This is a genomic window from Agreia sp. PsM10, assembly GCF_030433855.1.
In the GTDB taxonomy this organism is placed as follows: domain Bacteria; phylum Actinomycetota; class Actinomycetes; order Actinomycetales; family Microbacteriaceae; genus Agreia.
This window is the reverse complement of record NZ_JARUXC010000041.1, coordinates 1-313: the sequence shown is the minus strand read 5'-3', so window position 1 is coordinate 313 and position 313 is coordinate 1. Positions and strand designations below refer to the sequence as shown.

At 72.8% G+C, this 313-nt stretch carries 1 protein-coding gene; it reads right to left on the bottom strand.

The genetic code is table 11. The features are described from left to right. Positions 1-313: Hsp70 family protein (locus QCD70_RS19000; protein WP_301219188.1), on the bottom strand; the 313-nt coding region annotated here is incomplete at both ends.

Here is a 313-nt window from a genome sequence, read left to right as displayed (position 1 = left end):
GCCCAGGGCCACGAGCACCGCGGGATCTGTGGTGTCGAGCGCCGCATACTCCTCTCCGAGACCGGCGGTCACGAGCCGGAAGACGGCCTCGTCGAAGTCGGCGCCGCCCAGCCGGTCGATGCCCGCGGGAGCGCCGACCACCTCGAACACCTCCGCGGCGGCCTTGCGCAGCACGGCGATGTCGAACGTGCCCCCGCCTAGGTCGTAGACGGCGATCGAACTGCGGGCATCCACCCGCTGTGGGGCTGCGTAAGGCAGCGCGGCGGCCTCGGGCTCACTTACGAGCACGACGTCGGCCAGGCCGACCCCGGCC